The 24,917-nt window shown below is 70.7% G+C and carries 22 protein-coding genes and 4 tRNA genes; 15 read left to right on the forward strand and 11 right to left on the reverse strand.

Features of this window, described 5'->3' with window-relative positions:
• The first annotated feature begins 226 nt into the window (after positions 1–226).
• Positions 227–1,699 (forward strand): VCBS repeat-containing protein, encoded by a 1,473-nt coding sequence (locus tag I004_RS0123940; RefSeq protein WP_028437577.1) that lies wholly within the window; start codon positions 227–229, stop codon positions 1,697–1,699.
• A 186-nt stretch (positions 1,700–1,885) separates the two neighbouring features.
• Here I004_RS0123940 and I004_RS0123945 read toward each other — a convergent pair whose 3' ends face one another.
• Positions 1,886–2,761, reverse strand: a complete 876-nt coding sequence (locus I004_RS0123945; RefSeq protein ID WP_028437578.1) for a geranyl diphosphate 2-C-methyltransferase — start codon at positions 2,759–2,761, stop codon at positions 1,886–1,888.
• Positions 2,762–2,818: 57 nt separating this feature from the next.
• A complete protein-coding gene (locus tag I004_RS0123950; protein WP_028437579.1) occupies positions 2,819–3,877 on the reverse strand; it encodes a family 2 encapsulin nanocompartment cargo protein terpene cyclase in 1,059 nt (352 codons plus the stop codon).
• A gap of 662 nt (positions 3,878–4,539) precedes the next feature.
• Here I004_RS0123950 and I004_RS0123955 point away from each other — a divergent pair.
• Positions 4,540–6,804, forward strand: a complete 2,265-nt coding sequence (locus I004_RS0123955; RefSeq protein WP_486580188.1) for a phosphoinositide-specific phospholipase C-related protein — start codon at positions 4,540–4,542, stop codon at positions 6,802–6,804.
• A gap of 167 nt (positions 6,805–6,971) precedes the next feature.
• Entirely contained in the window at positions 6,972–7,202 is a 231-nt protein-coding gene (locus I004_RS0123960) for a hypothetical protein (RefSeq protein ID WP_028437581.1), read from the forward strand.
• Positions 7,203–7,507: 305 nt separating this feature from the next.
• Here I004_RS0123960 and I004_RS0123965 read toward each other — a convergent pair whose 3' ends face one another.
• The 5 genes from I004_RS0123965 to I004_RS35715 form a co-directional block, all read right to left on the reverse strand.
• Positions 7,508–7,849, reverse strand: a complete 342-nt coding sequence (locus tag I004_RS0123965; protein ID WP_028437582.1) for a VOC family protein — start codon at positions 7,847–7,849, stop codon at positions 7,508–7,510.
• 159 nt (positions 7,850–8,008) lie between these two features.
• Positions 8,009–8,082 (reverse strand) — tRNA-Phe (locus I004_RS0123970).
• A 63-nt stretch (positions 8,083–8,145) separates the two neighbouring features.
• Positions 8,146–8,220, reverse strand: a tRNA-Asp gene (locus I004_RS0123975).
• A gap of 39 nt (positions 8,221–8,259) precedes the next feature.
• A tRNA-Glu gene (locus I004_RS0123980) sits at positions 8,260–8,332 on the reverse strand.
• Between the two features lie 84 nt (positions 8,333–8,416).
• Positions 8,417–10,150 (reverse strand): metallophosphoesterase, encoded by a 1,734-nt coding sequence (locus tag I004_RS35715; protein WP_051345365.1) that lies wholly within the window; start codon positions 10,148–10,150, stop codon positions 8,417–8,419.
• Positions 10,151–10,240: 90 nt separating this feature from the next.
• Between I004_RS35715 and I004_RS0123990 the strand changes: the two genes are divergently transcribed.
• From I004_RS0123990 to I004_RS0124020, 7 genes are all read left to right on the forward strand, one after another.
• On the forward strand, positions 10,241–10,603 hold the full coding sequence (locus I004_RS0123990) for a metallopeptidase family protein (protein WP_028437583.1): 363 nt from the start codon (positions 10,241–10,243) through the stop codon (positions 10,601–10,603).
• 68 nt (positions 10,604–10,671) lie between these two features.
• Complete coding sequence (locus tag I004_RS0123995) at positions 10,672–11,175, forward strand: FluC/FEX family fluoride channel (RefSeq protein WP_028437584.1); 504 nt, start codon at positions 10,672–10,674, stop codon at positions 11,173–11,175.
• The gene (gene crcB / locus I004_RS0124000; protein WP_028437585.1) at positions 11,172–11,546 is read left to right on the forward strand and encodes a fluoride efflux transporter CrcB; all 375 of its coding nucleotides are present in this window, start codon (positions 11,172–11,174) and stop codon (positions 11,544–11,546) included. The genes I004_RS0123995 and crcB overlap by 4 nt, the downstream gene beginning before the upstream one ends.
• A gap of 135 nt (positions 11,547–11,681) precedes the next feature.
• Positions 11,682–12,191, forward strand: coding sequence for a hypothetical protein (locus I004_RS0124005; protein ID WP_158677080.1), 510 nt, complete (start codon positions 11,682–11,684; stop codon positions 12,189–12,191).
• A gap of 221 nt (positions 12,192–12,412) precedes the next feature.
• On the forward strand, positions 12,413–14,248 hold the full coding sequence (locus I004_RS0124010; RefSeq protein ID WP_078511747.1) for a DEAD/DEAH box helicase: 1,836 nt from the start codon (positions 12,413–12,415) through the stop codon (positions 14,246–14,248).
• A gap of 77 nt (positions 14,249–14,325) precedes the next feature.
• Positions 14,326–14,398: transfer RNA gene (locus I004_RS0124015), tRNA-Lys, on the forward strand.
• Positions 14,399–14,760: 362 nt separating this feature from the next.
• Complete coding sequence (locus I004_RS0124020) at positions 14,761–15,075, forward strand: DUF4333 domain-containing protein (protein ID WP_028437588.1); 315 nt, start codon at positions 14,761–14,763, stop codon at positions 15,073–15,075.
• 64 nt (positions 15,076–15,139) lie between these two features.
• On the opposite strand, the gene I004_RS0124025 is transcribed toward I004_RS0124020, so the two are convergent.
• Positions 15,140–15,931 carry a hypothetical protein gene (locus tag I004_RS0124025; RefSeq protein WP_028437589.1) on the reverse strand — a complete coding sequence of 264 codons (792 nt, stop codon included), beginning with the start codon at positions 15,929–15,931 and terminating at the stop codon, positions 15,140–15,142.
• 220 nt (positions 15,932–16,151) lie between these two features.
• On the opposite strand from I004_RS0124025, the gene I004_RS0124030 reads away from it, so the two are divergent.
• The 4 genes from I004_RS0124030 to I004_RS0124045 all read left to right on the forward strand — a co-directional run bounded on the left by I004_RS0124030 (position 16,152) and on the right by I004_RS0124045 (position 19,282).
• Complete coding sequence (locus I004_RS0124030; protein WP_028437590.1) at positions 16,152–16,838, forward strand: hypothetical protein; 687 nt, start codon at positions 16,152–16,154, stop codon at positions 16,836–16,838.
• 245 nt (positions 16,839–17,083) lie between these two features.
• On the forward strand, positions 17,084–17,398 hold the full coding sequence (locus tag I004_RS0124035; protein ID WP_028437591.1) for a hypothetical protein: 315 nt from the start codon (positions 17,084–17,086) through the stop codon (positions 17,396–17,398).
• 10 nt (positions 17,399–17,408) lie between these two features.
• Positions 17,409–18,650, forward strand: a complete 1,242-nt coding sequence (locus I004_RS37690) for a putative T7SS-secreted protein (protein ID WP_051345366.1) — start codon at positions 17,409–17,411, stop codon at positions 18,648–18,650.
• Between the two features lie 98 nt (positions 18,651–18,748).
• A complete protein-coding gene (locus I004_RS0124045) occupies positions 18,749–19,282 on the forward strand; it encodes a hypothetical protein (RefSeq protein WP_028437592.1) in 534 nt (177 codons plus the stop codon).
• 128 nt (positions 19,283–19,410) lie between these two features.
• On the opposite strand, the gene I004_RS35725 is transcribed toward I004_RS0124045, so the two are convergent.
• From I004_RS35725 to I004_RS0124060, 3 genes are all read right to left on the reverse strand, one after another.
• Positions 19,411–21,114 carry a glycosyltransferase family 2 protein gene (locus tag I004_RS35725; RefSeq protein ID WP_051345367.1) on the reverse strand — a complete coding sequence of 568 codons (1,704 nt, stop codon included), beginning with the start codon at positions 21,112–21,114 and terminating at the stop codon, positions 19,411–19,413.
• A 284-nt stretch (positions 21,115–21,398) separates the two neighbouring features.
• Positions 21,399–22,283, reverse strand: a complete 885-nt coding sequence (locus I004_RS0124055) for an FkbM family methyltransferase (RefSeq protein ID WP_028437593.1) — start codon at positions 22,281–22,283, stop codon at positions 21,399–21,401.
• A gap of 68 nt (positions 22,284–22,351) precedes the next feature.
• Positions 22,352–23,518, reverse strand: a complete 1,167-nt coding sequence (locus I004_RS0124060; protein WP_028437594.1) for a citrate/2-methylcitrate synthase — start codon at positions 23,516–23,518, stop codon at positions 22,352–22,354.
• An 82-nt stretch (positions 23,519–23,600) separates the two neighbouring features.
• Here I004_RS0124060 and I004_RS0124065 point away from each other — a divergent pair, with 82 nt between their 5' ends.
• Positions 23,601–24,893 (forward strand): citrate/2-methylcitrate synthase, encoded by a 1,293-nt coding sequence (locus tag I004_RS0124065; protein WP_078511731.1) that lies wholly within the window; start codon positions 23,601–23,603, stop codon positions 24,891–24,893.
• The last annotated feature ends 24 nt before the right edge of the window (positions 24,894–24,917 follow it).

The following is a 24,917-nucleotide window of genomic DNA, read 5'->3' on the forward strand; positions in this document are numbered from 1 at the left end:
TAACCGTCCTCGCGCGCCAAAGTTGCTTCGACGGGGCCGAGTCGGGGCGACCAAGGTCGGACAGGGGCGGACAGGTCCGGTCGGATCTCACCTCGGAGGCGGATCGGGAGGGTTCGAACGTTGCTCCCGATTGAGGACGAACCAGTTGGCGCACAACTTTTCGGTCATGGCGCGAGTCTCACTCGTACCGGCGCCGCCAGGCGCATCGGGGGGACTTGGAGGGGTAATGCGCGTTCGCACACTGTGTGCACTCGTGGCAGGGCTCGCCGTCGCGCTCACAGGAGGAGCGGCATCGGCGACCGGCCAGGCGGAGACCGCCGGGGGGAAGGCGGCGAAGGAGGCTTCCGTACAGGAGGACTTCAACGGGGACGGATACCAGGACGTGGCCACCGCGGCCCCCGGGGCGACGATCGCGGGACAGGCCAGGGCCGGGTATGTCGTCGTCACCTACGGCTCCGCGTCCGGGCTCGACGCCGGCAACAGCACGTACATCAGCCAGAACACCGCAGGCGTCCCGGGCACGGCAGAGGCCGAGGACTACTTCGGTGCCAAGCTGATCGCCCGCGACCTCGACGGCGACGGCCTCACCGACATCGCCGTGCGGTCATCGGGCGAACAGGTCACCAACGGCTACGGCTCTGTGACCGTCCTCTGGGGCCGTACGGGAGCGATCAGCGGCCAGGACTCGGCGACCATCGCGGCCCCGGCCACCCCTTACTGGCAGGTGGGGGCCAACCTGACCGCCGGCGACTTCAACGGCGACGGCAGCACCGACCTGTTCATGCAGTACGGCGACGACTGGGAGTTCCGTTCGGTGCTCTCCGGCCCGTTCACCCGCGACGGCGAAGCGGCTGACGAGCAGCAGATCGACATGTTCACCACCGACAACGACATCTACATCACCACCGCGGGCGACGTGACGGGCGACGGCATCGACGACCTGGCCACGTTCTACGTCTACCAGAACCACGCAGAAGGCGGCCGGTTCTGGCCCGGCACCGCTTCCGGTCTCTCGACGGACGCGAAGCAGCTGAGCTCCGCGGCCGCGGCCGTCATCGGCGACTTCGACAAGGACGGCAAGGGCGACCTGGCGACCCGTACCGTCCCGAACGGCATCACCGAAGACCTGCCGTACGACGCGGGCACCGTGAAGGTCTACTACGGCACCGCGGACGGTCCAAGTGCCACCCGCACCCGGACGATCACGCAGAACACCGCGGGCGTCCCGGGCACCAGCGAGAAGGGCGACCAGTTCGGCGCCCGGCTCGACGCGAGCGACGTCACCGGCGACGGCTACGCGGACCTCGCCGCCGGTGTGCCCTTCGAGGCCATCGGCACGAAGAAGGCAGCGGGCGCCGTCGTCCTGCTGAAGGGACGCTCCGGCGGTCTCAGCGGCACCGGCGCGCAGGCCTTCCACCAGGACACGTCCGGGATCCCGGGCGTGGCCGAGGCCGGCGACCGATTCGGCGGGGCGGTGCGCCTGCTGGACGTCACGAAGGATGCCAAGGCCGAACTGGCCGTCTCCGCACCGGAGGAGAACAAGACGGGAGCGGTCTGGTCGTTGCGCGGCACGTCGAGCGGCCTCACTGCGACCGGCTCGCTCGCCTTCAACCCGGTGGACCTCGGTACCCCGTCAGCCGACGCCGGCTTCGGCTACGCCTTCTCCAACGAGCCCGGCACATTCCTCTACGCGCCGTAAGCGGCGGCGCGGCGGCCGCTCGGCGGCGAAGCGGACAGCACCGGGCCTGCCTCGACGGCAGGTCCGGTGCCCGTCTGTGGAGCGCGTGCTCCGCTGCTCAGGATCCGCAGAGGTGTCAGCGTCCCGGCCGGAGCCACGGTGCGTCCCCGGCCGCAGCGCCGGCGACGCACCGTGGCGACGGGAGCGTCACACCCGGTCGGCGGCGATCAGCAGGTACTGGAAACTGCCGTTGCGGTACGCGTTCAAGAAGGTGTCCTCGATGCCCGTGACCAGGCGATCGGCCTCCCGGCGCAGTTCCCAGTACGGAATGGTGGCGGCCGTCAGGTCCTGGACGTGTACGGGTACGAGCCGGTTGCGGGCCATGGCGCGGAAGTACGCCGAGCGGGGATGGATGTCGCAGATGTAGTGGGCGTTGATGAGGGAGACCTCTCGGGAAGCCTGCCCGTAGGTGTCGTTGTAGCAGCCGGTGATCACCACGTAGCGGCCGCCGCGTCGCAGCAGCCGCGCGTGCTCCGCGAACAGCAGGTCCAACTCGACGTACATGGTGGACTCGTTGTTCCAGGACGCCGCGTACGCACCCGAGTCGAACCCGGTGTCCAGCATGTTGCGGTGGTGGTAGCGGACCTTGCCGCCGATGCCCCGCGCGCGTGCCTGCTCGTTGGCGAACTCGGCCTGCTTGGTGGAGAGCGTCACCCCGTCGGCGTGGCAGCCGTACCGCAGATTCGCCACCACGCTGCCTCCCCCACGTCCGCAGCCGGCGTCGAAGACGCGGTCGGTGGGGGAGAGTTCACCGAGGTGAGAGGCGAGCAGCTCGGCCTGGGCGTGTTCCAGCCGGTGCAGTTCGCGGGTGATCCGCTCGCCCCGCTTGTCAGGATCGGACTCGTCCAGCACCGACCGGTCGGCCTCTCCCACGCCGTAGTGATGGTGGTAGAGGTCGTCGACCTTTCCGAGTTCGAGGTTGACCGGGTTCTCTTCGGCGTTCCAGTAGTCCGCGACACGGGTCTGGTACGTGGACTGATTCGGCACCGTCGCGAAGGTGGTGCCGGTGTGAGAGGTGGCCAACGATGGCTCCTTGCCGTAGTGCGTAGAAGTGCGGCCGGTCGGTCGGACGGACCCTGATCACCAGTAGTTGGGCAGGCTGTAGCGGTCGGTGTTGGTGGCGTGCCATTCGTGGTTGCCGGACACCCAGGCGGCCAGGCTGCGGGCGTACCTCTCGACGAGGGGCGACGTCGCGGAGGCCAGCGCGGACTCCGTCTCGAACGCCTCCATCACCTGGTTGTGGATCTCGACGCTCTTCAGATAGGCGGCCTTGAGACCGAACTTGTCGTTCGCTGCGACCACTTGCGGCAGATTCAGGTGTGCCGGGTCGCTCGCCAGCTCCTTGGTGAAGGAGTACAGATCGTTGACGATCGTCGTCGCGTTGCAGGCGAGGGCGGTGATCCGTTGGATTTCCGGCCGGGCGTAGAGCGGTTCGGGCAGTTCGTAACCGTCCACGGCATCGACGATGGACAGGCAGGGACGGAAGTTGTTGAACTGCCGCATCACCAAGTACTCCCAGATCTGCGGCACATGGCGGGTCTCCGCCCAGGAGGCCTCGGCGAGATAGCCCAGGTGCAGCCTGGCGATGTCGTGCACGAATCGATCGGTCTGGCTCGGCGTGGCGATGGCCGCGTAGTCCTTCAACGCGCAGTGGTACGAACGCAGCGGGCCGTCGGCCTGCACGCCCCGGCGCCACTCCTCCTCCTGCTCGGGCGGGCCGTGGAACGGGTCGAGCGCCGACTGGGCCACGACGAGCCGGCCGCCCAGGCCACGGTGCGCGCCGCCCCTGCCCTCGTCCTCCTCGCAGTAGCAGCTGTCGACCATGTTCTCGGCCAGCAGCAACTTGCCTGCGACGGTGAGGCGTTCGAGATCCGCCGCCTCGGGATGCTGGAGGACCACGGCCCGGCCGAACCTGAACTGTGTGAAGTCCCCCGTCCATTCCGGTGGGAACAGGTCCTGCTCCCGTGCCCAGTCCTGCAGCCGTCGGTCGATCTCGGCCGCCTTCTCCGGGTCGGCCGGTGCGGCGGGCCTGTACCTCAGTCCGGGGACGGCTCCCAGGCGCCGCTTCGGCATGGCACCTGGGGGTCGGGGAGGGCGGGGCGGTGAGAATCCGGCGGTGACGTTGGTGGACGTGCTCATGGTGCGTACTCCACACGGTCGGTCCGCAGTCCGGCCGAGCTGGACGTTCTCCAGGACTCCGGCTGCGTCGGTGGCTGCGTCGGTACGGGAATGGCCGGCGAGTGGCGATCGGCCGCGCTTCTCGGGGATGCGGGGCCGCAAGGGCACGCATCCCGGGTTCGGTTCTCGTGGGTCCGGTTCTGGTGGTCGTCGTCAGTCGGGCCCGGCGTGTGCGCCGAGGGTCGTGGCACGTTGATCGTGGACGGTTCGGGCGGATCGTTCGGCGGCGGTGTCCGGCGGCGAACCCGGGGCGCGCAGAACGATCTAAACAAGCGAGAAGAGCAGGCCGGTAGGGCGTGACGGGGTGGTCTCACGCGCGGAGCGCATAAACCGGCGTGACGAGTCAGACGGCGCACGCGGCCCCCGCCGCACGCCGTCCCGGTGGCATGCCGTGGCATGCCACGGCATGCGGCGAACGGTGCGCGGTTCTGCCGAGGCCTCCCCGGGTTCTGCCGAGGCCGTGCCGTCCTCCTGCACGTGTGTGGCTGCGTCGGCAGCCTTCAGTCGTACCGCTGTCGAGTGGGAATCGGCATGGGTGCGGCCGGATTCGGGAACGCAGCCAGGCCGGGCCCCTGCACCACGGGGCTCTCCCGACCCGGACCCGGAGAGCTGGAGGGCGGACGATGGCCGCGTCTGGCGCCGTGCGCAGCGAGTTCCTGCGTCGCGCTCACCCCGCGGCGGCGTGGCGGCACGCGCGCTGGGTGGGGCCCGTACGGGTGCTGGCGTGCCTGGTGGCAGTCGTGTGCGTCACGGCCCTCGTCGGCGCTGCGACGCTGCGCGCAACGGTTCTGGAGCGCGGTTACTACCAGGGCGTGCTGGACGACGAGCGCGCGTACGACCGGCTGTACGACAAGGTCCTCGTCGACCCGCGCTCGCACCCCGTCACCAAGAGCCTGCTGTCCCGGTTGCCCGTGCCGGAATCCGTGGTGACGGCCAACCTGAAGACGGTGCTGCCCCCGGCCACGGTCCGGCAGCTGACGGACGAGCAGATCGCCGCTCTGGTCGGCTACTTCCGGGGTGACTCCGACGCCCTGGGGGTGTCTGTGAACCTGCGACCGGTCCTTGCGAACGTCGGCGAGCTCGCGCAGGTGTACCTGGGCGATCTGGCCTCCGGGCATCGGGCCTCGCCGGAGTCGGATGTGTCGGCGGCGCTCGCCCGCCTGGACAAGGCCCTGGACAGGATCGCGGAGGGCCGCAAGCCGGCCGACCTGCCCAGGGTGGAGCTCAGCGACCGGGCTGTGGACACGGTGAGTTCGGCGTTGCTCTCCGGCGTGCCCGCGGACGAGAGGTCCTCGCTGCGACCGCAGGTCGAGGGCGCGCTCGCGGTGGGTGACGCGGGCACGGCTCTGGCGGCCGCCGGGCCGCATCTGCCCGGCAGCAAGGCCGGCAGCGGTGAGAATAGTCGACGGGACCTGCTCCGCATGGCCGACGGCGGCCGCTGGAACGCCGTCCGGGACCTGAAGGGCGCGGGCTTCGACACGGGCGCCCTGGAGTCGGCACGCGACGCCACCCGCTTCATGCAGGGCCCGGCGCAGACGCTGTCCGTCGTCGTCGGAGGTCTCGCCGTCGTCTTCCTCTGGGTGTCCGGGCCACCGGGACGGCGGACACGCCGGCTGCGAACCGTCGGCTGGACCCTCGCCGCTGGCGGCGCCTTGCCGGCCGCTCTGTTCTGGGCGGTGCGCCGGGGTGCCGACGACCTTCTCTGGCAGGCTCCCGCGACCTGGCCGGCGTCGCTGGCCGGCCTCGTGGAGGACCTGGAGCGCAACGCCCTCGCCACCTTCACCACCGCGGGACTGTCGGCGGCCGCCGTGCCGTTCGCCGCCGGTGCGCTGCTGGTGGCCGCGACATACGTACGGGAGCGGCACCGGGCCGTGCGGACCGCCCTGGTCGCGATGACCCGGCGTACGCGCACGCGTCTGGTGGGCATCGCCTCGGTTGCCCTGGCGGCTTCGGTCGTGCTCGGCGTCGTGTTCGCACCCAGCGCGGCCGGCGGGCCGGAGCGGACGTACTGCAACGGATCGGCCGAGATGTGCGGCCTTCGCTACGACCAGGCCGCCTATCTGACGACGCACAACTCGATGTCCTCGACCGCCGACCGGTTCATCAGCCCCCTCCAGGACGGCGACATCAAGACCCAGCTGGACGACGGCGCCCGCGCGCTGCTCGTCGACACCCACCTCTGGGAACGCTCCGACCAGGTCGCCGAGCGGCTGAAGGTCTCCGACTTCGCACCCCGCATGCGAGGGAAGGTCGCGGAGCTCATCGACAAGACCGGTCCCGCCCGGCCCGGTCCATGGCTGTGTCATGCGGTCTGCCGCGCCGGCGCGCTTCCACTCGTCGACACCTTGCGCGAGATCCGCACATGGATGGACCAGCACCCGGGGGAGGTGGTCACGCTGATCGTCCAGAGCGGAATCTCCGGCGGACAGACGGCCTCCGCCTTCCGCGAGGCGGGTCTGCAGGACCTGCTGTTCACCCCGGACAGCGACCCGAAGACCCCGTGGCCGACGCTGGGCGACATGGTCGCCGACAACAAGCGTCTGGTCGTCTTCTCGGAGGGGTCGGGCGGGCCGGCCGCCTGGTACCGCGGCTTCTACCGCTACGGAATGGAGACCCCGTACGACTTCCGCCATCCCCGGAAGATGAGCTGCGCACCCAACCGCGGCGGCACCGGCAAGCGGCTCTTCCTGCTCAACCACTTCATTACCGACGCGGGCGGCAGCCGCCTTGACGCCGGCCAGGTCAACGCGAAGAACTTCGTGCTGGACCGCGCCCGTCGCTGCGGGGCCGAACGCGGCCGGCCCGTGAACTTCGTCGCCGTCGACTTCGCCAACGTCGGCGACGCCCGGGGCGCCGTGGCCGCCATCAACGCGGCACGTACCCGCTGACAGCCCTCGCCCTGTGGCACCGCCCGTATCTGCATACAGCCCCGGCCCATCCTCGGGTCCCCGTCGTCAAGCCGGCGGGACCCGAGGCCGTTCGGTGCGGCCCCGGCACAGCGAATCGCTGCGTGCCCGGTTGCCCAATAAATCGAACATACGATCTACTCGGGGTCATGGATGCCAACGCCTTCCCTCGTGATCTTCTGGAGGCCCAGACGGCCTGGTACGCCACGTACTGGCGGCTCGCGAACGCCGCGTCCAGCCATGGCACGACCGAGCACAGGCGGCGCCTGCAGCAGCTGTCCCGGCTCATCGCCGACCACCCGTACTGGCGGACCTCTGCGGGTACGCCAGAAGCTCGGATGGCGCTCAAGGAGATTGCCCGCACCCATGCGCGGCTGTGATGCCCACCCGCCGGCCGGGAGTGTCATCCGCCGTGCGCATCAGTTGCCGGCTGAATACGGGAGCGTCGGGGCCGGAAGGACGGCCAGGGTCTCCGTGGGTCACACAGGTTGGCGTGCGAGGAGCTCCAAGTGCCCGCAGCTCGGGCGGCGGTGAGCCTCGATCTGCCGGCGTCGGCGGCCCATGCGCTGGGCGCCGCGGCTCAAGTAGCCCGCAGACCTCGGTTTCCCCTGACTCCCCGTCCCATCCGGTGCGTGAGCGGCAGGGACGCGACGAACGGCCCCCGGGTGCTGCCCAGTCGTCCCGGTCAGACCGGGCCGCCGCCGAAGCCGGTCTCGTTGCCGTCCGGGTCGCGGAAGACGGCCTTGCGCACGCCGTTGCCGTAGGTCTCGCGCGCGACCGGCTCCAGGCCCCTCGCCGAGATCTGGGCGATGCGGTCCTCGAAGTCGTCGACGAAGACGGTGTGCAGGGCGTGACCGGCATGCTCGGGCCGCACCTCGATGACCAGGAATCGGTGGTCGGCGAGCTCCCACACCGCCTCGGTGTCGTTGGGCACGAACGAGGGCGGGGCGCCGAGGAGTTGCTCGTACCAGGCGGCTGCCCGTGCGTAGTCCCGGACGGGGATGCCTGCGAAGAGGTCCACTGCCACCAGGTCATGCTAGTTCTCCGGGCCTCGGCACGGACCGGGCCGGCGTCGCAGGTCGACTGGAGCGGTGCCAGGCCGGAGCCGTGCGACGACAATCGCCGTCCGGCACAGCGAAGCCCCCGCCGATGATCTTGGCGGGGGCTCTTCGCTGTTCAACTTCGGTGGCTGGGGCCGGGGTCGAACCGGCGACCTTCCGCTTTTCAGGCGGACGCTCGTACCAACTGAGCTACCCAGCCCGGGGTCCGGGGGCGAAGCCCTCGGTCGGGATGGCCTCAGGAGGCGAAGCAACCCGAGGACAGCGGTCCTGACGGGATTTGAACCCGCGGCCTCCACCTTGACAGGGTGGCGAGCACTCCAAACTGCTCCACAGGACCAAGCATCGCGCGAGCACCAGTCTCGCACAGGATGGTGCGTGCCCCCAACGGGATTCGAACCCGTGCTACCGCCTTGAAAGGGCGGCGTCCTGGGCCACTAGACGATGAGGGCTGATGGCCCACCTGAGCGCTTCACTGAGCCAGCGCGTCGGGGACGTGAGAAGCATATGGGATAGCGGAGCGTTCGCCAAAACGGTTACGGGGAGTTCGCCGGGGATGCCGCCGGCGTGGGCCCGGGGGAGCTGAACGTGGGGCCCGGCGAACCCGAGTCCGAACCCGAGTCCGGCGAGCTGGATCCCGGTGAGGGAGAGGGCGAGGGCGAGCGGGGGGAGTCCCCCTTGTCCTCCGCGAGGTGGCGTGTGACCTCCGCGGTGGTCAGGCCCAGCCCGCCCAGGGTGATCTCGTCCCAGGCCTGCAGCTTGCCGTCGTCCCGGCCCAGATAGAGGACGGATGCGGAGACCTTCTGCGGTTTCTCCTTCTCCACGGCGCGCAGGCCGCCGCCGCCCGTCGAGCCCTCGATCATCAGCCGGGTGTGCCGCGGCAGCCGCTCCTGGGTGCGCTGGTGCGTGTGTCCGGCGAGAGCGAGCGGCACGAGCCCGTCGGTCTGCTTGACCAGGACGGGGTTGTGGGAGACGGCGATGTCGACCGGTGTGTCCGAGGCCTTCTGGGCGCGCAGCGCCAGGGCCAGGCGCCGTCCCTCCTGGCGTTCGCGCGGGTCGCCCTGCGGCTTGACGGAACGGTCCGGCGTGAACTGCGGGTCGCCCCAGCCGGCGAGGCGCAGCCCGGCGACGTTGAGCGGCACACCGTCGTCGAGGACGTGGACGTTGCTGCCCTTCTTCTTCGCGAGCTCCTCGAACGCCTTCTGCGTTTCGGCCGAGTCGTGGTTGCCGCGCACCCAGATGTACGGGGCGCCCAGGTCCGTCACGGGTTCGAGGAAGCCGTTCTCGGCGGAGGTGCCGTGGTCCATCGTGTCGCCCGTGTCGATGATCGCGTCGATCTCGTACTGCTCGACGAGCGACTTGATGATCTGCCAGGCCGCCGGGTTGAGGTGGATGTCCGAGACGTGGAGGACGCGGGTCGTGGAGGGGTCCGGCTGGTAGGCGGGGAGCGTGGAGGTCGCCTCGTAGAGCTTGGTCACGTTGGTGACGAGACGCGCCAACTCCCGCTGGTAGATGTCGAAGTCGGTGACGATGCTGCGCGCGTTGCCGACGACGGAGGGGGCGCTGGCCAGCAGCCCGGAGAACTTGGGTTCGAGCACGGACTTCGGGTTCCACGTCGCGTACGCCGCCGCGCCCGAGGCCGCCAGCAGCGCGAGCGCGAGACCGCTCGCCGCGAGGGCGCGGCGGGGGCGCCGGTAGACGACGAGCCCCAGCACCCCGGCTCCGACGATCACGGCGACGGCGGAGCGCAGCGCGAGGTCGCCCGTGCCCTTCTGGACGTCCGAGGTGATCTCGCTCTCGAGCCCTTCAAGCCGTTCCGGATGGTCGACGAGGGCGGAGGCCCGCTGCTGGTCCAGCTGGTCGACATCGACGTCGAGGCGGAGCGGAGCCGCGTGACTGCGCAGTTCCAGGGCGCCGAGTGGCGAGACGTTGACCTTGGTGCCGCCCGTGAGGGAGGGCCGCAGCGCCATCTTCGTGTCCATGGGGCCCACGGGCGCGTCGATGCTGCCGACGATGAGCAGTCCCAGCCAGGCGCCGGCGAGGGTGGTCGCGACGAGGCCGAGGGCACGTACGTACGAGCGCGGGGCCGGTCTGAGGCCGAGCGTGTCCGGGGACGCGGCGCGTGCCGCGCGGGTGCTCCGGGTGCCGCGGCCTTCCCGACGACGGAAGAGGCGGTTGCGCAGGAGGGATGCGGGGTTCGGGACGGACGGTTTGCGTACCCATTGCGGCAGAGGGAGCGGTTTACGGGGCTTCCTGGCATCGCGGCCCATGAGGCCCCCTATGCCCGTCGGGCAGGGCACCTATGCGAGCTGTCGGTACCGGCCGTGCACGGCGGAGCGGCGTTGACCGACAATGGCCGAGTGCTGGAGATGACGCGCGAGGACTTCGAGGGGCTGGTGGCCGAGGCGCTCGACCGCATTCCGCCCGAGCTGACGCGGCTGATGGACAACGTCGCGGTCTTCGTCGAGGACGAGCCACCGGCGGAGGACCCGGAGCTGCTCGGCCTTTACGAGGGCACGCCGCTGACGGAGCGGGGCGAGTGGTATGCGGGCGTGCTGCCGGACCGGATCACGGTCTACAGAGGGCCGACGCTGCGCATGGTGGGCGGTGAGGACGGCGGCCGTGACGGTGTCGTCTCCGAGGTCGAGGTGACCGTCGTCCACGAGATCGCGCACCACTTCGGAATCGACGACGAGCGGCTGCACGAGCTGGGGTACGGGTGAGCGCAGAGGGCGGGCCGAACCGGGATCCGGCGGGAGGGCCGGGCGGCCCGGAGGAGGGCGGCCGGCCTCTGTCCGCCGGTCAGCCGCCATGGCAGGAGGCCGTCGATCCCGACGTCGACCTGCACGTACCGGCTCAGCGGTCCGAGACGGCTGGCCGGCACGGGCTGGTGGTGCTGGCCGTGATCGGAGCGGGGGGCGCGCTGGGCTCCCTCGGCCGTCACGCGCTCGCGCTGTGGCTTCCGGCCCGCGGCTCGGCGGGGTTCCCGTGGGGGATCTTCGTCGTCAATCTCTGGGGCTGTGCCCTGATCGGCGTGCTGATGGCGCTGGTCGGCGAGGGCGGCCGTGACGCCCGTGCGCCGGCGCTGCTGAGGCCGTTCCTGGGGGTGGGTGTGCTCGGGGGCTTCACCACCTTCTCGACCTACGCGGTCGACGCCTCGCATCTGCTCCGGGCGGGCCCGCACGCGGTGCCGATCGCTGTCGCGTATCTCGCCGGGACGCTGCTGGGGGCGCTGGCCGCGGTGTGGGCCGGTGCGGCGGCGACGCGCGCCCTGCTGGAGGTGCGTGGACGTTGACATGGGTGCTGGTGGCCGTGGGCGGCATGGTGGGCGCGCCGCTGCGGTATCTGACGGACCGGGCCGTGCAGGCGCGGCATGAATCGGTCTTCCCCTGGGGCACTTTCACGGTGAACGCCGTGGGGTGTCTGATGCTGGGCCTGCTGACAGGCGCAGCGGCCTCGGGAGCGGCCGGTTCACCGATCATGGCGCTCCTGGGCACGGGGCTGTGCGGGGCGCTGACGACGTACTCGACGTTCTCCTACGAGACGCTGCGGCTGGCCGAACGGGGCCGCGGGGGGCTGGCGTCGGCGAACGCCGTACTGTCCGTGCTGGTCGGTCTGGGCGCTGTGTTCGCCGGACTCGCCCTGGCACGGGCCGTGTTGGCGTGACCTGTTGCGCGCGGCGGCAGTTGAGCAGAGGGCTCGCCGCTCCCGCTTCCGGCGCCTGGAGGTTCCCCCGTGCGCTCGCCCAGTTCCCCGTTCCGTTCCCGGACCGCCCTTTCCGGCTCAAGTTCCGTCCAGCTGATGGGAGTTGGCAAGTGTGCCGCTCGTACGGCCGCCGGCGTGCTGTTGCTTGCCCTGCTGCAGGGATGCATGACGGTGCACGGGGACCCGAGCGGCGGCACCAAGGAGAGGCGAGGCGGAGCCTCCTCCGCGGATGCGGGGGACGAGGTGCCCGAGGGCGGATTCTCGGGCAGCGTCCTGAGGCACGGTGAGGGCGCGCGCAGCGGCGATGACGCCCGGCGCGCGCACGGCTCGCACCGGGCACGCCACGGCCGCGACGCCGACGAGAAGGACGGCGACCGCGAGCGCCGGGCGGAGGAGGACGCCGAGCGGCGCAGCAAGCACGGGAGGGGCAAGTCCGGTGCGGGAGATGACAGTTCGCGTGACACCCCGAAGGTTCCGGACTCTCCGTCGTCCCCTCGTCCTCCGCGTCCGAAGCCGCCCGCGCCGCCGAAGCCGAGTGTGCCGAAGCCCACTCCCACTCAGCCGCGGCCCCCGACGGAGGCTCCGACGTCGCCCACCAGCGGATAGTCTTCTCCCGAGCGCCCGCGCAGCCCTCGTGATCTCATTTGCGCAGCGCCCCGCGGGGTGCGTATGCTGGTTGATCGTTTGATCCCATTTGCCCGGCGCCCTTGCAGAGCGCGCCGCGTGGCGCGTTTCTCTCAGCCGTGGCTGACCGCATAGAGGCGGTCGTTTGCGAATTCACGGAGTCTGAGCGCGTGCTGCTGAACTCCGGAAGGTTCGCACTTCGCATGTCTGTTGCCTCGATCGACGCTGTCCTGCCGCAGGACGAGGACACCGTCACCTTCGCCGATCTCGGGCTTCCCGAGCCCGTGGTGCGCAAGCTCGCGCAGAACGGCGTCACCATCCCCTTTCCCATCCAGGCCGCGACCATCCCGGACGCGCTGCGGGGCAAGGACATCCTCGGCCGTGGCCGCACCGGCTCCGGCAAGACCCTCTCCTTCGGGCTGCCGCTGCTGAACGGCCTGGCCGGCGGCCGCACCGAGCGCAAGCGCCCCCGCGCCGTCATCCTCACGCCCACCCGCGAGCTGGCCATGCAGGTCTCCGACGCGCTCCAGCCGTACGGTGACGTGCTCGGCCTGAAGCTCAAGGTCGTCTGCGGCGGCACGTCCATGGCGAACCAGATCACGGCTCTGGAGCGCGGCGTGGACATCCTCGTCGCCACCCCCGGCCGCCTGCGCGACCTGATCGGGCGCGGTTCCTGCTCCCTCCAGGACGTCGAGGTGGCCGTGCTCGACGAGGCCGACCAGATGTCGGACCTGGGCTTCATGCCCGAGGTCACCGAGCTGATGGACCAACTGCCCCAGGGCGGGCAGCGGATGCTCTTCTCCGCCACCATGGAGAAGGAGATCGACACGCTCGTCAAGCGGTACCTGGACACCCCCGTGGTGCACGAGGTCGACGCCGCACAGGGCGCGGTCACGACCATGAGCCACCACGTGCTCGTGGTGAAGCCGCGTGACAAGGCGCCCGTGACCAACGCGATCGCCTCGCGCAAGGGCCGCACGATCATCTTCGTGCGGACGCAGCTCGGCGCCGACCGCGTGGCCGAGCAGCTGCGCGAGGGCGGCGTGGGCGCGGAGGCGCTGCACGGCGGAATGACGCAGGGCGCACGGACGCGCACCATGGCGGACTTCAAGGACGGCAAGGTCAACGTGCTGGTCGCGACGGACGTGGCGGCCCGCGGCATCCACGTCGACAACATCGACCTCGTGCTCAACGTCGACCCGGCCGGCGACCACAAGGACTACCTGCACCGCTCGGGCCGTACCGCCAGGGCGGGGCTGTCCGGCACCGTCGTCTCGCTGGCGCTGCCGCACCAGCGGCGGCAGATCTTCCGGCTGATGGAGGACGCGGGCGTCGACGCCTCGCGGCACATCATCGGGCGGGGCGACGTCTTCGACGAGGAAGTGACGCGGATCACAGGTGCGCGTTCGTTGACCGAAGTGCAGGCCGACTCGACGGCGAACGCCGCCAAGCAGGCCGAGCGCGAGGTCGCCAAGCTCAGCCGGCAGCTGGAGCGCGCGCAGCGGCGTGCGACCGAACTCCGCGAGGAGTCCGAGCGGTTGACGGCGCGCGCGGCGCGCGAGCGCGGGGACGACCCGGAGGCCGCCGTCGCCGAGGCATCGGCGGCTCTGACCGCGGAGGTCGAGGCCGAGGTGCAGCGCGAGCTGCGCCGGGAGCAGCGCCGCGAGGAGCGCGAGCAGCGCGACCGTGAACAGCGCGACCAGCGTGACCAGCGCCGGGACGGGAAGCGTGACGAGCGCGGCGGCGACCGCGACCGGCGTGACGGTGGGCGTCCGGCCTACAACCGCGGACGTGACCGCGACAGGGACCGGGACCGTCCCCGTGACGGACGCGAGGCCCGCCCCGCGTACAACCGTGAGCGCCGCGAGGGCGACCGGAACGGCTTCCGCCGCGACGACCGCCGCCCCACTTCCTCCTACGGCCGGGACGCCCGTGCCCACGACGACAGGCGTCCGCACGGCCGTCGTGACGATCACCGTGGGGGCGCCCGCCAGTTCGACCGCCGCGCCGACAAGCCGCGCTGGAAGCGCAACGGATGACGGTCCTCTGACACCTCCCCAGCACGAAGGCCAATGCCTTCGAAGCCCGGCGGTCTGCCGGGCTATGCTGCGGGGGCGGGCCGTTAGCTCAATTGGCAGAGCAGTGGACTTTTAATCCATTGGTTGAGGGTTCGAGTCCCTCACGGCCTACCGCTGCACCGCCTGTAAGGGCCGCCGACCTGTGAGTCCGGGCCTCGGCCACCTCCCGTGGCCGGGGCCCGCGGTCGTTCCGGGGGCTTGCGTGAAGACCGCGTTCGCCCGCCGCTTCCCTCTTGCCGCGGGTTGCGGGGAGTCCTGCCGTCCGCGAGAGGGCGTGGACGCCGGAGCTGCCCGGCGATCTTGTTTTGAAAAAGGGCTACCTGAGGCGGGAGGCCCGTGAAGATCGTTCGCGCGCGGGAGCAGGGGACTGTGAAGACCCGGCCGGACGGGCAGTCCGGGCTGATAGATAATCATCCCGACGACCGTCATTCTTCGACCCTCGTGGTCCTTTCGCCCCGAACGGAGCTCACCTCATGCCCAAGCCCCTGTATTCCCTTACCACTTGGGGCCTCGCCGCCGCAGCCGCCGGTGCGCTGCTGGTGGGCTGTTCGTCGGAGGAGGCGAAGCTGCCCAAGGACAAGGTGGCGAACACGGTGGCCGAGAAGCTCGCCGCTCAGACGGGCCAGCCGAAGCCGGACGTCACCTGCCCCAAGGACCTTGTCGGCAAGGTCGGCACCACGATGCGCTGCAAGCTCACCGCGAGCGACGGCAGCAGCCTCGGTGTGACCGTCAAGGTCACCTCCGTCGACGGCGACGACATCAAGTACGACATCAAGGCTGACGGGTAAGCCTCATCAGTACAGGCAAGGGGGCCCGAGCGCCGGACGTTCCGCCGGTGTTCGGGTCCCTTGGCTATTGCCAGGCGCGTGCCGGTGCGTGGTCGACCACCCGGGACAGGTAATCGAGCTTGCGCAGCACGTCCTGCGGGCGCAGCCGCTCCTCGTGCCAGGTGAGGACCTCGCCGTTCTCGAACCGCAGCGGCTGGTCCTTCAGCGCGGGCTCACGTGCGAGTTGGCGGGTCAGCCCCGGTGCCGCGAGCCGCTTCGCCGCCGCCCGGTCCTCGGCGATCACGCGGTTGTCGGCGTCGAACTCCGCGTCCCCGGTCGCGACGATCTCCCCGCCGCCGAACACCGAGTCCAGGAAGCCCTCTTCGCGGATGACGGTCCGCGGCACCTCCCCGGGTGTCGAGACGGCGAACACGGCGTAGTACTCCGACTGCTCCCTGCCGTTGACCCGCGTGCCCGTCGATTCGTCCTCGTACTCGAAGTACCGGAACTCCCGTCCCTTGTACCGGCCGTGCGTGTAGTCCGACACCTGCAGTCCGGTGCTCACATCGGGGAACGGCTCCACACCCTCGAGCCGGTCCACGACCCCCGGCCTGCTCGGCTCGTGCGACCAGCCGTGCTCGCGGGCCAGTTGGGCCAGCCCGGCCTCCTCGCCCGTACTCCGACTGTCCTTCTGATTCCCCCAGTAGATGAGTCCGAGCACGCTGGCGAAGAACCCGCCCATCACCAGCACCACTCCGCCCATGACGAGCGCCGCGACCCGCCGCGGGTACTCCTTGTTGCCGATGACCAGCGTGAACTTCTTGCCGCTCGGCCCGTGTTCGGCAATGGTGCGGCCGCTCGTCCACTTGTCGCTCACGACATCCCCCTCCGGTGGTGTGGCGCCCTCGCGCGCCCGAACAGTCCCGGGCGGGCCGGTAGTTCGGCTCGGCACAGCGTAGGGAACCCGGAACACAGGCGCGACGCGGGGACGGGCCCCGAAGGAACGCGCGTGTGATGACATGTGAGGCTGAGGTGCAGGTTGTATCGGAGTGCGCGGGGGCTGGGCCTACCGGGGCACAGGGAGGCATGCTGACGTCATGGAAGCCTTGTTCTACGTGTTGTGGTTCGTCGCGATGGCGGCGCTGTTCATCTGGTCCCGGAAGCGGGCTGCCCGGCGTGCGCAGAGCAGGGCGGAGGGGCGCGCGGAGCTGAGGGCCCTGGCAGAGGGTCGTGGATGGACTTACGCGGTCGGTGTCCCCGGGCTCATCGATGAGTTCTCCGGTGCCGGGCCGCTGCCCGTCGCGAAGGGAGTGGCGGGCGGCAACGTCGTCGTCGGCACGCATCGCGGATTCGCATTCCGGGCCTTCGAGTACCAGAGCACCCTCTCCGTCGGGTCCGGGGTGGACGATCACATGCAGCAGCAGATCCACTACTTTCCCGTGTGGGCGCTGAAGTTGACCGCACCTGTTCCTGACATCCGCATCCTGCACCGGCGTTGGCACAGCAGGCTCACCTCTGGTACTCCGCTCGCCACGGGGATCCCCCAACTCGACGAGCAGTTCCACATCGTCGCCGAGGACGAGCAGAGCGCGGTGGTGTTGCTGCAGGGCGGGCTGGGCCAGTTCCTGATCTCCGACCCGCGCGCCGGCGAGTGGCCGCTCGAGGTGCGCTACGGGCATCTGCTCACGTGGCGTCGGGAGGAGAAGCTCTCGACCGAGAACCTCGACGTGATGCTGGACTTCCTCACCGACGCCGTCGGCAGGCTTCCGGCCCAGACGTCGTAGCGGAGCCGTCCTGGCCACCGTCAGCCGGCGGCCGGGACGCCGTGCTCCCGTCTCCCTCGCCCCTGGATGCCCCTCGGGGGGCCTACTGCCCACGCAACGGCGTCATGTGAACGTCTCTTGCAGAGACTGTGGTCTTGCCCCTTGCCGAAGTCATCGGCAAGAGAGAATGGTTGACTGAGCGTCAACCAACGGGGCAGTGACTGCAGTTCACCCCCTGAATAACGAGTCGAAAACGGGGGGTCCGCATGGCGGACATGCGCGTCGAGCCGAGCGAACTTCGCTCGGCATCGGGAAAGATCAAGAAGGCAGTCGGCAAGGGCGACGACGCCAAGCTCGATGACATCGCGAACGGCGCCGACTTCGGCCACGGCGACGCCGCCAAGGCCTTCTCGGAGCTGATGGCCACCTGGAACGTGGCCGTCACCAAGACGCTCAAGGACGACGCGGAGTCCTCCGCGGACAAACTCAACGACAACGCCGCGTCGTACGAGCGCTCCGAGCAGCAGTCACAGAACCACTTCACCGGGCCCGCGGTCGGCGCGCCGGGCTTGATCAACTAACGGGGAAACAATGGCGGCACAACTCGGCGAGACCCGCGATCCGCGCCAGCTGATACCGGGCGACCCAGAAGACCTCACTGGCCGGGCCGACAAGCTCCGCGCCAGGTCCAAGACCCTCGAAGGCGTCGGCGACGACCTGGGCGCCATCCGCATTCCCAGCTGGGAGGGCAAGGCCAGCGACGCCTTCTGGAAGGACTTCTCACCACAGAAGGCGCGCTGGCACCGCGGTTCCGATTCGATGGACGAGGCCGAGAAGGCACTGCGCGACTACATCAGGACCCTCACCTGGGCCCAGTCCCAGGCGGAGCGGGCGATCGAGCAGCACGAGAGCGGGAACGAGGCCGCGGCCGAGACGACGCTCAACTCTGCGCGCAGCCAGCTGAACACCGCGGGCGACACCGCCGCGAAGAAGTTCGAGGCCCAGGGCGGAAAGGCCGAGGGCGCACCGGACTGGCTGTTCTTCTCGGCGGCGGCAGCCGAGAGTAACACCGGCAAGACCAGTATGGAGTTGGTCAACCGTGAGATGAACCCGCTCACGAACCGCCGGGCCTGGGGCGATTTCAAGGACATGACTCCCGAACAGCGGCGAAACCTGCGCGAGGAGATCTCCGGCAAGGGCCCCGGCATCTCCGTGATGGGTCCCTCCGTATCCGGAAAGGCGAGCGTGTGGGGGGCGGAGGCCCAGGGCCGGAGCGACTTCGCGGGTGGCGAGGTCTCCGGCACGGCGGGCGTGAACCTTCTCGGCGTCGAGGGCCAGGCAGGCGTCGGTCTGCAGGACGGGAACGCCACCGCCTCTGCCTCCGGAAAGGCATACCTGGCCCAGGCCTCGGCCGAAGGCAAGTACCAGGCCGGCTACTTCGAGACCTCCGGCAAGGCTTCGGCCTTCGCCGGCGCCCAGGCGGAGGCCAAGGGATCCGTCGGCATGGACGGCGCCCACGGTGAAGCCGGAGCGTTCGCCGGTGCCAAGGCCGAAGCGGAGGGGCACGCCTCGGTGGCGGGTGTCGGCGTCGGTGGTACTGCCGAGGGCTGGGCCGGAGTCGGGGCCGAGGCCAAGTTCGACGCCGGCTTCAAGGACGACGGAACGTTCGTCATCGGCGGCGAGGCCGGGGTCGGCCTGGGCCTCGGCGGCAAGCTCGGCGGTCAGATCGAGATCGACCCGGGCAAGGTCACCGATGCGGCCGGCGACGCGGCGGACGCGGTCGGGGACTGGGGTTCGAGCGCCAAGGACACGGTCGGCGGCTGGTTCGACTGATCCGCCGCGGGGCGGCCCCGCACGGGGCTCCCCGCCGGCGGCTCCTCCCCGTCGTTTCCCGTACCGTCGACATCCGTACCGCAAGGAGTTGATCCACCATGACGGGCACACTTCCGGTGCCGCTCAACGTCGAGCTTCCGCAGGGCTGGGAGTCGGCGCCCCCGGACAAGGTCGGCGCACCGCACGCCGCCTTCGTCGGGCTGCACAAGGCCTCACAGGGGCAGGGCTTCACGCCCAACATCACGGTCACCGGCCACACCCTCGAGGGTTCGGGGAACCTGCACCGCCTCGCTGAGGAGTCGGTGCAGCGGCTGCGCGAGAACCTCGGCGCCGTCGAGATCGTCAAGCGCGCCGAGGTGGGCACCTCGGCGGCGCCGGGCCTCGTCGACGCCCCGGGGATCGTGCAGAACCTGCGCATCCAGGCCACCGTCAACCAGCAACCGATGGAGCTCGCGCAGAGCCAGTTCATCCTGCTGCTGGAGAACGAGCAGCAGCGCGGTGAACTCGTCGAGATCGAGGTGGCGTTGACGGCAAAGATGAGCCAGCTCGACGACGTCCTCGAGGACTTCCAGACCTTCCTCTCCGCCCTCCGCCCGGCCGCTCCCACCTCGGGGGGCAACGGGTCGGCCTGACACGCCGCGGTATGAAGCAGCGGGGGGCCGACCTGTGAGTCAGGGCCCCGGCCACCTCCCGTGGCCGGGGCCCGCGGTCGTCATCCGGGGGGCTCGGTGAAGGCCGCGTTCGCCGGCCGCTTGCTCCGTCACCCGCGGGCTGCGGGGACGGCCTGCCGTCCGCGACGAGGGCGTGGACGCGGAAGCCTGCCCGGCGCGCGCACCGCCGGAACCGCCCGCGTCGGCTCCGCCGGCACGTCGATCGAGTAGCCGCGCAGCGCCCGCGCGAAGCGCCAGCCGCCGCAGCCCAGTTGGAGCTGGAGGTCCCAGGTGCCGGGGGCCAGTGGCTTGCCGTTGTCGGCCGTCGAGGGGTCGACGGTGAACTCGGTCTCGAAGCTCAGGGAGCACGTGTCCGCATCATCCTGGCTCCGGCCGGTTCCCGGGAGGCGGGACGTGAGCCGTGCCGGCAGCCCCATCCGGCGCGCGGCCCTGGCCACCGGTTCCGCCGCGGTGCTCCCGTCCCGCGCGGGCACCTCGACCACGCGGTGGGTCAGCGGCACGCTGAGCACCGTTCCTCCTTCGCGGTGGCGCAGGAGACCCCGGACGTTGCTGCGTTGCACCGCCTTGGTGAAGTCGGCCGCCTCCGAGGCTCCTGGCACGGCGGCGACGCGGGGCGGCAGCTGCAGCAGGCGCCGGCCTCCCGCGCGGGAGAAGAGAAGCGGCGCGGAGGAGATGCCCCTGCCCTTCCTGCGCACGAGCCGCGTCTCGCACCTGACGGTCAGCCGGCCGTCCTTCCAGCCGGCCGAGCGGACGCGGGGCCGGTGGTCCACTCCGGCTTCGAACTCCGCCTGTTCTTCAAGGGGTTCGAGCTCGCGGTTCCTGGCGAGGGCCGCGACGATCCGCAGCCGCGTCGTCAGTGCCGCGTCCGCCTTGGGCGGCATCTCGGCGGCCAGGGCGCCGACGGCGTCGAGCCATTCGGCCTTGCGTGGCCCGGGCTGGTCGAGGAATCGCTGTCCGCTGATCCGGGCGAGCGCCTTCTTGCCGTACCAGTTCGCGGCCAGCCGGTAGCGGTGACGGCCGGGGGCGACGCGGGTGTCAGGGGCGTCGAGGATGGCAAGCACTCGCCGGACGCTGTCGACGTACGGGCCCGGCTCGATCCTCTCGTAGCTGATGTTGTGGCCCTCGCCCTCGTGACGCACCCAGTGGTAGCAGGTGTAGTCGTGGACGGTGGCCACGCGGCCGGTGAGGAGATAGGCGCGCAGGGTGAACATGTGGTCCTCGAGCCGCACTTGGCCCTCCGCGAAGCGCAGCTCGTTCTCCTGGAGGAACGAGCGCCGGAACAGCTTGTGGATGGTCATCGAGGAGAGCAGCTCGGTGTCGGAGCGCAGGTCAGCGGCGGCGATCGGCTTCTCGAACAGGGCGCGGGGCGCCCGCCGTCCGTGTCCGGCCATCCGTCCCGCGACGATGTCGGCGCCGGTCTCCCGCGCCCGCGCGTAGGTGCGCTCCAGGGCTTCGGGAGCGAGCCAGTCGTCGTCGTCGACGAAGTGGACGAACTCGCCACGGGCGGCGTCCATGCCGATGTTGCGCGGCCTGCCGGGCCAGCCCGAGTTGGGGATGCGGATGAGCCGGACGACCGACTCGGCTCCCTGGTCGGCGACTTCGTCCTCCAGCAGTGCGACCGTGTCGTCGCTGGAGCCGTCGTCGACGTAGATGACCTCGAAGTCCGTGCGCGGCATGGTCTGGCCGAGGAAGGAGCGCAGTCCGGTCAGAACCGTCTTCCCGGTGTTGTGGGTGGGAACGACGACGCTCACCTTGACCGGTGGCTCGCTGACCGTGGGCGACGTGTATTGCACTGCTGCCTTTCGAGTGGATTACGGCTCATTTGCGTGCCTGCCCGCAACGTACGAAGCGAAGGTGAACGGCGGCCCACAGGCCGGAAGTCATGCAGTGACCACCACGTCCGCTGCACCCTCGGGCGGTCCGGGTCCCACGCCCGGGGTGAGAGATGCCGTGGGGGATCTCACTCACGCCAGCGCCTGACCTCGCCGTTTCTTCAGGGGGGCGTTGCCGGGGTGAACCGGACCGACGTGCCGTGTGGTCGCCTCGCGCACGGCACGTCGTCCGACTCACCGTGGATTCAAGGCAGTTGGGCCGGTGCCGCCGAGGCGCGGGCCAATACGCAGTCGAATTCGACGACCCGCCCTGTGGATCCCTCACGTGTGACGGGATACATGCCGGTGATCTCGAAGCCCGCGTCCTCGTAGGCGGCGATGGCCTCGGACATGTGCGGGCTCCCCTCGTAGAGCTGCAGCGCGGCAACCTCCGACTGCATCCCGACGAACTCGCCTTTGCGCTTCCCGGCGCCGGCGAAGACCTCCATGTCGAAGCCCTGCGTGTCCATCTTCAGGTACGGCCGCGGGTCGGCGATGCCCGCCAGGGCGTCGTCCATGATCGCGTCGAGCCGCCGCAGTTGCACCTCGGTCGTGCTGGAGGTGTCGGCGAACCGCTTGTAGCGCTTCTGTCCGTACTCGCTGGGCTCCAGCAGCGAGTTCATGGTCTTCCACCCCAGGTGCATGTTCTCGACCGACTCGCTGCGCCCCAGCGCGAAGGGGTGGACCTGCCAGTCCGGGTCCCGTTCGGCGACCTTGCGCAGCGTGGCCAGGGCGTCCGGAACGGGCTCGAAGGAGACGATCCTGCCCCGGTAGCCGAACTCGCGCAGCTGCTTGCCGTACTGCCCCTTGTTGGCCCCGACGTCGAATACGCAGTTGACGTCGTAGTTGACCAGCAGATCGGCGACGTGCCGGGAACACAGGCTGCTCGCGGCCGACTTGTGCAAGCCCCACCCGTCGGCGGGGGTGCGGGTACCCGGCCCCTTTCCGCCGACCATCCAGGCGTCCCCGCTCATCTTCGTGGCCGAGTAGCCGCCACGCCGGGAGACCACCGCGGCACCCGGGCCGAGATCGAGTACCTGCACCCCCACGCGCGGCAGCACACCGAGGGCCTTTCTGAACATAGTTGTCATATTGTGAGGCTATCCGCGCGTCGTCCGACGCTGTCAAACACGAGGCGGGGAGCCCGCGAGCCGGCAGGTCAGGCGGCCGGCGCCGACGGCAGCTGCGGCACCGGAGCGGGCGGCACCGGCCCCGTGTAGCGGGCGGAGGGGCGAATGATCTTCGAATCCCCGGCCTGCTCAAGGATGTTGGCGCTCCAGCCCACCACGCGTGCCGCGCAGAACGTCGGCGTGAACATCGAACGCGGCAGCCCGCACAGCTCCATGACGACGCCCGCGTAGAACTCCACGTTGATGTGGAGCTCACGCCCCGGCTTGAGCTCGGCCAGCACGGCCTCGACACATTCCTCGACCTGCGTCGCGAAGTCGACCAGCGGGCCACCGAATTCCTGGGCGATCCCTTTCAGCATGCGCGAACGCGGGTCCTCCGTGCGGTAGACGGGGTGCCCGAAGCCCATGATCCGCTCGCCGGCCCGCACGCGGTCCCGCACCCAGGCGTCCGTACGGTCCGGCGTGCCGATGGCCTCCAGCGCGTCCAGCGCGCGGCTGGGCGAACCGCCGTGCAGCGGCCCGGACAGGGCGCCGATCGCGCCGGTCAGGCACGCGACGACGTCGGCTCCGGTCGAGGCGATCACGCGTCCGGTGAAGGTCGAGGCGTTGAACCCGTGGTCGACGGTGGAGATGAGGTAGCGCTCCACCGCCCGGGCCTCGCGCCGGGCGGGCTCCTCGCCGGTGAGCATGTAGAGGTAGTTGGCCGCGTACGGCAGGTCGTCGCGCGGTTCCACGGGTTTGAGGCCCTGGCCCAGCCGGTGCAGTGCGGTCAGCAGCGTCGGCACGAGCGCGCACGCCGCGAGGGCGTCCTCGCGGCGCTCACCCGGTGTGAGGTCGTAGACCGGACGGAATCCCGCCGCCGCGCCGGCCAGCGAGAGCGCGGTGCGCAGCCCGGCCAGCGGACCGGAGGCGGCCGTGGCCCGGGAGACGGCGGGCAGGGCCTCGCGCACGGGTCCGGGCAGGTGGCGCAGCCCGGCGGTGAGTTTGGTGAACTCCACGCGGGCGGCGCGGTCCGGGAGTTCCCCGTGAAACATGAGATGCCAGATGTCCTCGAACGTGCGGCGCTCGGCCAGCTCCACGGCCGAGTACTGCCGGTAGTGGTAGAAGCCCTCGCGTCCGCGTACGTCCCCGAGGGTGGTGTCCGTGACGACGACTCCGGACAGTCCGCGCGGGACCTCGATGCCCTGTTGCTCCATGTCGGATCTCCGTTTCCCCGTACCCCTTACTTGATTTCGACTGTCCATGCTTTACTCAGTTCCGTCAATATTGATCGAATCAATGCAAGTCTCGGGAGTGTGTGTGAGCGAGCAGGGCGGCGGCGACAGCTCCGAAGAGCGGCCCCGGCTGAGCACCCGGCAGGCAGCCGAGCGGCTCGGGGTGAAGCCCGAGACGGTCTACGCGTACGTGAGCCGCGGCCTTCTGAGCAGCCGCCGCTCCGCGGGCGGCCGCGGCAGCACGTTCGACGCCGACGAGGTCCAGGCGCTGGCGGACGCCGCCCGCAGGCCCGCCGCCGCACCGCGGCAGGCAGCGCCCGAGGCCATGACCGTACGGACGGGCATCACGCTGATCGAGCCCGACGGATGCTGGTTCCGGGGCGTCGACGCCCGTGAGCTGGCCGCGACCCACACCTTCGAGGAAGCGGCCGACTGGCTGTGGACGGGTCGGCTCACACCCGGGCTGCGCTTCACCGCTCCTCCCCCGCTGCTGGACGCCGCTCGTACGGCCGCCGGCGCGCTGCCCGGACACTGCGCCGTCACCGACCGGCTGCGCGCCGCCGTCGTCGCGGCGGCCGTGGCCGACCCGCTGCGTTTCGACCTCGCGGAGGAGGCGGTGATCGCGCGGGCCCGCGGACTGCTGCCCGTCATGGTGGGTGCGCTGCCGCTGCAGGGGAGCGGCCCGGACGGAGAGGAAGCGGGCGCGGCAGCCGGCGGCCTCGTCAGTGCGCTGTGGCCACGCCTGACCGGTCGCCGTCCGACGGAGGCGTTCGTACGCGCCCTCGAGCGGGCGATGATCCTTCTCCTCGACCACGACCTCGCGGCGTCGACGCTCGCGGCACGTGTCGCCGCGTCCGCACGTGCCCACCCGTACGCGGTCGTCTCCGCCGCGCTCGGCGCGCTCGACGCCCCGCTGCACGGCGCCGCGGGCGCGGGCGCCCACCGCATGCTGGCCGAGGTCGTGGAACGCGGCAGCGCCACGGCGGTGGTGGCCGAGACCCTCAGGGCCGGGCGCCGCGTGCCGGGCCTCGGGCACCGCGTCTATCCCGGTGAGGACCCGCGGGCCCGTGCCCTGTTCACATGGCTCGAGGAAGTTCCCGCCTGCGCCGACGCGCTCGCGGCGGCGCACGAGATCGCGGCGACGGCCGGGCGGCAGGCCAACATCGACCTCGCCCTGGCGGTGCTCACGCTCGGCGCAGGCATGAGCCCCGAGGCGAGCGAGGCGGTCTTCGCCGTCGCGCGCACGGCCGGCTGGGTCGCCCACGCGCTCGAGGAGTACGGCGAACGTCCGCTGCGTCTGCGGCCCCGCGGCCACTACACCGGGCCACGGCCGCCCCTGCCCGCACCGGGCGAGTAGGGCCACGGGCCGTACGCGGCAGGC

The organism is Streptomyces sp. TAA486, assembly GCF_000426165.1.

What these genes read in the sequence shown, in the direction of transcription:
- I004_RS0123940 (WP_028437577.1), top strand. Translation starts at nt 227, where the DNA reads ATGCGCGTTCGCACACTGTGTGCACTCGTGGCAGGGCTCGCCGTCGCG.
- I004_RS0123950 (WP_028437579.1), bottom strand. Translation starts at nt 3,877, where the DNA reads ATGAGCACGTCCACCAACGTCACCGCCGGATTCTCACCGCCCCGCCCT.
- I004_RS0123955 (WP_486580188.1), top strand. Translation starts at nt 4,540, where the DNA reads ATGGCCGCGTCTGGCGCCGTGCGCAGCGAGTTCCTGCGTCGCGCTCAC.
- I004_RS0123960 (WP_028437581.1), top strand. Translation starts at nt 6,972, where the DNA reads ATGGATGCCAACGCCTTCCCTCGTGATCTTCTGGAGGCCCAGACGGCC.
- I004_RS35715 (WP_051345365.1), bottom strand. Translation starts at nt 10,150, where the DNA reads ATGGGCCGCGATGCCAGGAAGCCCCGTAAACCGCTCCCTCTGCCGCAA.
- I004_RS0124005 (WP_158677080.1), top strand. Translation starts at nt 11,682, where the DNA reads ATGGGAGTTGGCAAGTGTGCCGCTCGTACGGCCGCCGGCGTGCTGTTG.
- I004_RS0124010 (WP_078511747.1), top strand. Translation starts at nt 12,413, where the DNA reads ATGTCTGTTGCCTCGATCGACGCTGTCCTGCCGCAGGACGAGGACACC.
- I004_RS0124020 (WP_028437588.1), top strand. Translation starts at nt 14,761, where the DNA reads ATGCCCAAGCCCCTGTATTCCCTTACCACTTGGGGCCTCGCCGCCGCA.
- I004_RS0124030 (WP_028437590.1), top strand. Translation starts at nt 16,152, where the DNA reads ATGGAAGCCTTGTTCTACGTGTTGTGGTTCGTCGCGATGGCGGCGCTG.
- I004_RS0124035 (WP_028437591.1), top strand. Translation starts at nt 17,084, where the DNA reads ATGGCGGACATGCGCGTCGAGCCGAGCGAACTTCGCTCGGCATCGGGA.
- I004_RS37690 (WP_051345366.1), top strand. Translation starts at nt 17,409, where the DNA reads ATGGCGGCACAACTCGGCGAGACCCGCGATCCGCGCCAGCTGATACCG.
- I004_RS0124045 (WP_028437592.1), top strand. Translation starts at nt 18,749, where the DNA reads ATGACGGGCACACTTCCGGTGCCGCTCAACGTCGAGCTTCCGCAGGGC.
- I004_RS0124055 (WP_028437593.1), bottom strand. Translation starts at nt 22,283, where the DNA reads ATGACAACTATGTTCAGAAAGGCCCTCGGTGTGCTGCCGCGCGTGGGG.
- I004_RS0124060 (WP_028437594.1), bottom strand. Translation starts at nt 23,518, where the DNA reads ATGGAGCAACAGGGCATCGAGGTCCCGCGCGGACTGTCCGGAGTCGTC.
- I004_RS0124065 (WP_078511731.1), top strand. Translation starts at nt 23,601, where the DNA reads ATGCAAGTCTCGGGAGTGTGTGTGAGCGAGCAGGGCGGCGGCGACAGC.